The following is a 6828-nucleotide window of genomic DNA, read 5'->3' as shown; positions in this document are numbered from 1 at the left end:
AATGAAGTTGCTCGAAAGCATCACTGTCATCCCTGAGGTAAACATAGCTACTGTCAGAGATACCACGTATATGATGCTTAACAGAGCGGAATATGGCCCTGTCATCCTTGGCCATTTCGGACTGAACCTAGGTGCATATACCCATTTTACCTCGCCCATCCGAAGGTATGCTGATCTTGTGAATCAGCAGCAGATCCGGGCTCACATCCAGAACGAACCCTTGCCCCATTCTAAAGAGGAGATTCTGGCAATTGCATCGCATATCAACCTGATGCACCTTGAAAACGACAAGGCTAAAAGTGAGTACATGAAGGAAAAGGCGTATAGAAAAGCTGAGTCTGCCATCCTGAGAAATCGGATAGATAGTGCGAGCGATACAGATTTTGAGCGCATAACCAAACTCCTTATCCGCAAAGAGGATGACTGTCCCGAGGTCTACTACGATGCTTTCCGAAGACGCCTTGGCAAGCTACCGATCATCTGTGCGGAGCTAGTACTATTGCAAGCCCCTGATGGCAAAAGATGGACTGAGCTTAGAAGAGCATTGCTGGAGGAAATTGCAACTGCGCCTCACAAGGCAGTCTCGATCTTCGACATCGTGCAGCATATACTGGGCTGGCAGATGCCAGTATACAAAGTGACCAATACGATTCGTGGTAATTTACCAGTGTTTACTGCCCAGAGCACCATCAGAGTAAATAATATAGAGTACCGGTCTGCCGTATACGAGGACTTGACAAAGAAAGGAGCAACTCAGCGGGCATCCGTAGACCTGCTAGCTACTATCCTGGGCTTACCAGTTCCGGACTTTAAGACCACGATAATAGATTTGCCGGCCAGTAGTGAAGAAGTGACGATTAACACGTCAAAAGACCCGATTTTTGCCTTGCAGGAGTATTGTCAGGCAAAGAAACTTCCCTTGCCGGTTTATTTATTTAAGGCGGAAGGACCTACCTGCAAACCTATTTTCACCTGTACCTGCACCTTTGGCTCCTCGACCAGCACCGGACAGGCAGGAAAAAAGCAGAGGGCCAAACGGCTAGCGGCTAGAGAAATGATATACACTTTAGTGTCCGAGAGTTAATACCGGGTTCGAGGCTGTAGTGAGAAGCGCCCTGGTTCTTTTAGTTTCAGTCCTTGTTTTAGTGGATCTTGCTCTCGAATGATTACAGAAAAAGGAAAACAAAAGGTAGTTGTAACCCACTTTCCGTAGATTTACACAAAAATGCCACTTATTTTCCCAATAAGGCAATAAGTTAAAAATTTAAAATTGGATTTGATGAAAAGACAAGGCAAATCGGCAAATAAATTCTACATCTGCAGAATGCAGGTTGTAAGTTTCAATCAGTGGTTTAACGGATCTTGCCCCTGGTTCTGAAAAAATCATTTTTGAATCTATTTTAAAGATTCTCAAAGACCTCTTTTGCAGTACTTATACCGTTTAATGCAGCAGGAAATCCGGCATAAACGCACATAAGGATTATAGTTTCAGTTATTTCTTCTTTTGTTAATCCGATATTTAAACCTGCTTTGATATGGAAAGCAAGTTGAGGTCTGGCAGTACCCATGGCTGTAAGTGCAGCTATTGTGGAGATCTGCCTCATTTTCAAGCTTAAGTTCTTCCTGCTGTAAACATCACCATAACCGTATGCAATAATATATTCAACCATGTCCGGGGCTATATTATCCAGATTTTCCTTCAGTATTTGTACCTGGTTTTTTTCTAACTGTGATAACATTTCAAGTCCGATTGAAAACCTATCTCCGTTTTTGTCTTCTTTAACAGGTTCAAAGGTTATTTTTCGATCTTTTATGACTTCCTTCAGTACGTTTATTGCATTTAGTGAACCTGGAAATCCGCTGTAACTTGACATCTGTATTATAACTTCCAATATTTCTTCTACAGAACAGCCCACGTTTAATGCCCCGTTAATATGGACATTTAATTGAGGTGCGGCATTTCCCATTGCGGTCAGTGCAGCTACAACTGCAATTTCTTTTTGCTTTAAACTGGTACTCTCCCTCGAATAAACATCCCCAAAAGAGAACTCAATGATGTATTTACTCAAATCTGGAGAAATACTCCCTAAATTTTTAACTATCTCTTCCCCTACTTTCCCATCGATTTCTTTTAATTTCAACCATCCTCTTTCATATCTTTCATTTTCCATAATATTACACTCCATAATATTACACTCCACATCTATACTCAGTATTTTATTTCAATCCTTATATAACTGGGACCCATTTCCTGGCTGAACTGTGTATGATAACTTGAAACAATTTATTATCCATGTTTCTAAATTAATCTAATAGAAATATTTTAAACATGAAACTGTACTATTTCAAGAAAATTCACAGTTTTACTGCTCTTTCGTAACAAAAGCAGGATACTGATCTTTAGATAACGTTCTTGTAAGTTTATCAGGGTCGAAATCATAATACGTTGGAATATACTCAAACCTCAATTTTCCGTTCTCCAGATAAAACCTTATTTTTGCATCAAAGGCAACCGGGCGATGGTTATCGTTGTCTGCTGGCATGTCCCTGTACAGCAGTTGCTGTTCACTCCAGCTTAATTGACTGTTTTCCAGTTGCAAATCACATACCCCATAAGCAATCCCTTCCATCGTATGCTCGCGGACGGTGGAAGAAATCAATCTCATTATCCCGGTTATCCCGGAGGTACTTCTGCGCTCTGCCAGTTCGTATCGAAATACGCTTACACCGTTAAAATCTTTTTTGACGGAGCTCCTTCTTTTATCCGAATCCAGAACGTATATTTTTTCAAGGGTGACAGTGGTCATGTCAAACTGGAATCCGTGCTCGGACAGAACCAAATTCGAAAAAAACATTTTATCGGAGTAAACTCCTTCCAGTCTGCCTTCTTCAAGATGATAAACTACTTCATCTGTATCAAGTTTTTTGCCAATTACATAATCCTTTAAAAAACCAACTATTTTTTCTTTATCAGGATCGAAGCGCTGACAAAACTGTTTTTTTGCTTGTGTTGTGTTCATACCTACTCACCTAACTTTCTCTGATTATATTTTGAGTTTCATAAAACCGGCTTATAAATGTTATAGACCAACCACGTTATACACTATAACCAGGCTTATAGACAAGGCTATACAAAAGTTGAGTATTCTGTTAATCGAAAAGCTTCTGGACTTTGAAAATTCCTTGATTGTTCCTTTCTTCAATGACAAAATACCTGCTGACATGACCAGAAAAGATATGAACAGTGTTGCCAAAAGGAAAGGTCGCTCATGTGGATTTACCATTCCCGAAACCAGCTTGACATCTGTTTGGAAGTCGGCGTTACTTATTTTTATGTGATGCATCCCTGATACTTCAGGCGTAAACGAAAAGTAATCTTTAGCTCCTCTTTCAGTCCCTCGTGACCCGCCAATTGTGGATCCATAGAAATCTTTCTCCCAGGAATGCTCTATGTTTCCCGGATCAACTATGGTGATCCTTAACAGTTCAGAGCTGGAATACGGTTCCTCTGTTTTAAACACAAAGGTCACCACTTCGTTTTCAGTAAGTATGACCTCGTTATCGATATCTTTTGATGGTCCGATAGAATCGCTTAACATTTCTTCACCTGAGATATATTCTCCCATGTAAAGAAAAAGGCCTGAAAGTAATAAATTAAATACAGAAACCATCCAGATAATATTAAATACGGAATTAGTTAATTTGTTCTGTTCTTTAATTTCGACCACCATCTATTCAATTAAAATGCTTGTCCGTGCATTTAAACATAAATTGTCCTGTATGAACTCCTTTGAGAATAGATGTAAGGCCTCAGTACTTTTTAACTTTATGATTTTTTCCTGTGAATTGTTTAATGCTTAACAATCCATGAAAAACAAAAGGCCAGAATATTTAAGTTTCAATCCTTGTTTTAGTGGATCTTGCTCAAGAATATTATCTTCAGGCATGAAAAGATACTGGCCAATAAAATAGACAATCTTTTGGGTTATTTTTTGATAGTCCATATATTAATAAAATAATTTTTATTTTTTGATGGCATGATTAATAATCCATTCTTCAATTTCAGCCGGCTTCATCTTGTTTTCAGTTGCTGCAATCTTGACTATAAATTCTATCGTTTCTTGTGGAGTAGATGTAAGTGTATACCCACTATCCTCAAGAACAAAATTCATTGCTTCGTATCCCGTTCTTTTATTTCCGTTAAAAAACGGATGTCTTGAGACAATGGTATAAACTACAATTGCAGCATTTTGAAAAACGGTGTTAGATTCCTTTATCATATATTCAAACATTAACTCTAATGTAGCAAGAGATCTAATTGCAGGCGTATAATCGTCAGGATTCTCTTCTTTGTCATAGTCAATCACCCGTTGATGAATTTTTAAGACATCAATTAAGCTAATCAATATATCACTTTCTTCCGAGTGCGTCTAAGATCTCTTTGTCTTCTATGAGTTTCCTATCCAACCATGCATCAAAATCTTTGACATGTGATTCTCTTCGTTCGGTGTTCTCTTCTTTTGGGAACATTGGTTTATACTCTGCCGTTTCTTTAACTTTAACAATGAGCCGTTTGATAATGGAATTGTAAGACTCGTTTTCTGTGATCTTAAATTCTTTAAGTGATTCCTTTACATCTGGGTCAATGGCTATAGTAGACATATATTATAATATGTTATAACAGAATATTAACATATCTAACTCAACATAGGATTGACTCTAATAGAATTTACTAAAAATGGCTTGTTAGTATTCTTTGTAAGTATGCGTTCATTTGTTTCAATCCTTGTTTTAGTGGATCTTGCTCAAGAATATTTTTGATGTAAATATTCAGCCTATAAAAACATGTCTATTGATATTGATTCTACTAAATCGAGGAATCCGAAAAATAACTTACGAACAATGAAAAACATAGTCAATCGCCAATAATCAAAGAAAATTACCTGACAGAAATTTGTATATTGAATTTTAGTAAAGATGGCTATTGATGTTGCTTTATCTAGGCTGAATAGTTATAATTTTTAATAAAATGTTATAGAATACGAGCCTTCTAATCTTTCTAATTATATACACTCTATCCATCAGGCGCACTACAAAACATTAGCTATTTTTTTTCTCCTATACAGCACATCCAGTTTTTATTTTCTACCAAATGTGTTTTTATATTTACGTACCCGGCCCTTTTTAATAATTCCTCCAGTTCTTGCGGTGTATGTAGTTTAAGATTACCAGCCTTTACATACGGGTCATTTCTGTCCTTAAAGCTCTGGCTGGTATACATTTCGTTAATTATCATAATCCTGCCGGAAGGTTTTAAAACCCTTTTAATTTCAAAAAAGTTTTCGATAAGATTGGGCCAGAAATAAACAGTTTCAACCGCCAGTGCCAAATCAAAACTGTTATCCTCAAAAGGAATTTTTTCTACACTTGCATTATGTATCTCAACTTTTCCGCTGTCTATTAATCCTTTATTAAATTCGATCGACCAGTTTACACAGTCATTAGAATAATCTATTCCAAAAACTTTTCCTTCAGGTGCAAGTAAGGCCAACCTGTTTACTGTTCTACCCCCGCCGCACCCGATATCCAAAATTATACTATCCTGCTTAATACCTATTTTTTCAAAGCCCCAGCTCGTCAGTTCATAATGGCTGATATTCATTTCATCCGCAACCAGTTTACCTGCTTCTCCGGCAGGCTTTCTGCATTGATTCAACTTTCTAGATAGTTCGCTCATAACTAACTCCTTATAATTCCTAACAGACAAATTTTATACTACTCTCTATTAATTGACTCAGTTCCAAAATCTAGTGATGAAAGTAAGTGTAACATCACTACATAAATTTATAATTCTCTAATTATGTAATGATGTTACGGCAAAAACAATGGTAATTATAAATCTTACTCTTAATAACTTATCGGAACTCCCTGCTCTCTCATACCTTTTTGATAGTTATAGCAATGATTACGAATATACCACAAGAGGAATTTTTCGTAGAAAAATTCCTCCAGCCTGCCCTATTTGCAGTGCTCCTATGGTTCATAACGGCTATAATCTATACATCAAAAAAGGTCTTGGAAAAATCAGCATTGGTCGATACAAATGCCAAAATTGTGGTAGTACAGACGAAGAAGATCATAGTTTTTGGGAAGGTCTGAAAACTTTACTTTTTGATTCATTTAATAATTTTTTCCAGGTGCTCAGATACCATAAAGTTTCTTATGATGGAATTTCTGATATAATGAGCTTCATATTTCCAAGATCAAGAAGCACTATTTTTAGAACATTCAACAAAGAAATGGAACAGGAAAATGTTCCAATTTTAGAAAATGTACATATGGTGCACTATGACGAACAGCATCCAAAAGAGGGACGTTGTCAGAAATACCGTTTAACATTACTGGATGCAAAAACTCAAAGAACAATAGCAGATGAACTTTTTGAGGATAAAAGTTCAGAAACCATCAAAACGTTTCTACGAAAAAATCTAGATACATCAGAACCTGTGTTTATTGTTACGGATTTTGATAAGAGATACCCAGATATTTTAAAGGAAGTTTTTGGGGATAAGTTAGTGCATCAATACTGTTTGATGCACTTAAACAAGCTTATAGTTAGCGATTTTCCGAAGAAAACAACAATTGAACAGGAACTATTAAAATACAGGTTATTGAATATATTTTACAATCGTGAAAATGAGATTAAATTCCTGGAAAAAATTCTATCTGAAGAACTTAACGTAATTATGAATGAAGAAAAGCATCAAGAATGGAGTATAAAGGCAAAAAAGGAATTTAACCGATTTAGATATAAATTGAAGCTAGAAA

Annotated in this window: 9 protein-coding genes and 1 pseudogene; 3 read left to right on the top strand and 7 right to left on the bottom strand. The window is 36.6% G+C overall.

The window, feature by feature from the left end:
- Window position 1 precedes the first annotated feature (1 nt).
- Window positions 2-151: pseudogene (locus tag ASJ81_RS24410) on the top strand (hypothetical protein); the annotation flags it as partial.
- A gap of 50 nt (window positions 152-201) precedes the next feature.
- Here ASJ81_RS24410 and ASJ81_RS23650 read toward each other — a convergent pair.
- On the bottom strand, window positions 202-393 hold the full coding sequence (locus ASJ81_RS23650) for a hypothetical protein (RefSeq protein WP_245859930.1): 192 nt from the start codon (window positions 391-393) through the stop codon (window positions 202-204).
- A 106-nt stretch (window positions 394-499) separates the two neighbouring features.
- On the opposite strand from ASJ81_RS23650, the gene ASJ81_RS23645 reads away from it, so the two are divergent.
- Complete coding sequence (locus tag ASJ81_RS23645) at window positions 500-1084, top strand: double-stranded RNA binding motif domain-containing protein (protein ID WP_245859928.1); 585 nt, start codon at window positions 500-502, stop codon at window positions 1082-1084.
- Between the two features lie 316 nt (window positions 1085-1400).
- On the opposite strand, the gene ASJ81_RS07870 is transcribed toward ASJ81_RS23645, so the two are convergent.
- From ASJ81_RS07870 to ASJ81_RS07845, 6 genes are all read right to left on the bottom strand, one after another.
- Window positions 1401-2171: a carboxymuconolactone decarboxylase family protein gene (locus tag ASJ81_RS07870; protein ID WP_170943237.1), complete on the bottom strand. Its 771-nt coding sequence runs from the start codon at window positions 2169-2171 to the stop codon at window positions 1401-1403.
- A gap of 192 nt (window positions 2172-2363) precedes the next feature.
- On the bottom strand, window positions 2364-3020 hold the full coding sequence (locus tag ASJ81_RS07865; protein ID WP_095644004.1) for a hypothetical protein: 657 nt from the start codon (window positions 3018-3020) through the stop codon (window positions 2364-2366).
- A 60-nt stretch (window positions 3021-3080) separates the two neighbouring features.
- The gene (locus ASJ81_RS07860; RefSeq protein ID WP_170943236.1) at window positions 3081-3626 is read right to left on the bottom strand and encodes a hypothetical protein; all 546 of its coding nucleotides are present in this window, start codon (window positions 3624-3626) and stop codon (window positions 3081-3083) included.
- A gap of 396 nt (window positions 3627-4022) precedes the next feature.
- Window positions 4023-4406: a type II toxin-antitoxin system death-on-curing family toxin gene (locus tag ASJ81_RS07855; RefSeq protein ID WP_245859926.1), complete on the bottom strand. Its 384-nt coding sequence runs from the start codon at window positions 4404-4406 to the stop codon at window positions 4023-4025.
- Window positions 4407-4410: 4 nt separating this feature from the next.
- A complete protein-coding gene (locus ASJ81_RS07850; RefSeq protein ID WP_048109045.1) occupies window positions 4411-4662 on the bottom strand; it encodes a DUF7557 family protein in 252 nt (83 codons plus the stop codon).
- 442 nt (window positions 4663-5104) lie between these two features.
- Window positions 5105-5737, bottom strand: coding sequence for a class I SAM-dependent methyltransferase (locus ASJ81_RS07845; RefSeq protein WP_095644001.1), 633 nt, complete (start codon window positions 5735-5737; stop codon window positions 5105-5107).
- Window positions 5738-5885: 148 nt separating this feature from the next.
- On the opposite strand from ASJ81_RS07845, the gene ASJ81_RS07840 reads away from it, so the two are divergent.
- On the top strand, window positions 5886-6828 hold a 943-nt coding region (locus ASJ81_RS07840; RefSeq protein ID WP_095642727.1), incomplete at its 3' end, for an ISNCY family transposase.

The organism is Methanosarcina spelaei (genome assembly GCF_002287235.1).
GTDB classification, from domain to species: domain Archaea; phylum Halobacteriota; class Methanosarcinia; order Methanosarcinales; family Methanosarcinaceae; genus Methanosarcina; species Methanosarcina spelaei.
The sequence above is the reverse complement of the archived record's forward strand: the minus strand, read 5'-3'. Positions and strand labels throughout refer to the sequence as shown.

Bases quoted from the DNA above. Each gene is read 5' to 3' on its own strand.
- ASJ81_RS23650 (WP_245859930.1), bottom strand. From the start codon at position 393: ATGCGCTCAAAATCTGTATCGCTCGCACTATCTATCCGATTTCTCAGG.
- ASJ81_RS07850 (WP_048109045.1), bottom strand. From the start codon at position 4,662: ATGTCTACTATAGCCATTGACCCAGATGTAAAGGAATCACTTAAAGAA.
- ASJ81_RS07870 (WP_170943237.1), bottom strand. From the start codon at position 2,171: ATGGAAAATGAAAGATATGAAAGAGGATGGTTGAAATTAAAAGAAATC.
- ASJ81_RS07845 (WP_095644001.1), bottom strand. From the start codon at position 5,737: ATGAGCGAACTATCTAGAAAGTTGAATCAATGCAGAAAGCCTGCCGGA.
- ASJ81_RS07860 (WP_170943236.1), bottom strand. From the start codon at position 3,626: ATGGGAGAATATATCTCAGGTGAAGAAATGTTAAGCGATTCTATCGGA.
- ASJ81_RS07865 (WP_095644004.1), bottom strand. From the start codon at position 3,020: ATGAACACAACACAAGCAAAAAAACAGTTTTGTCAGCGCTTCGATCCT.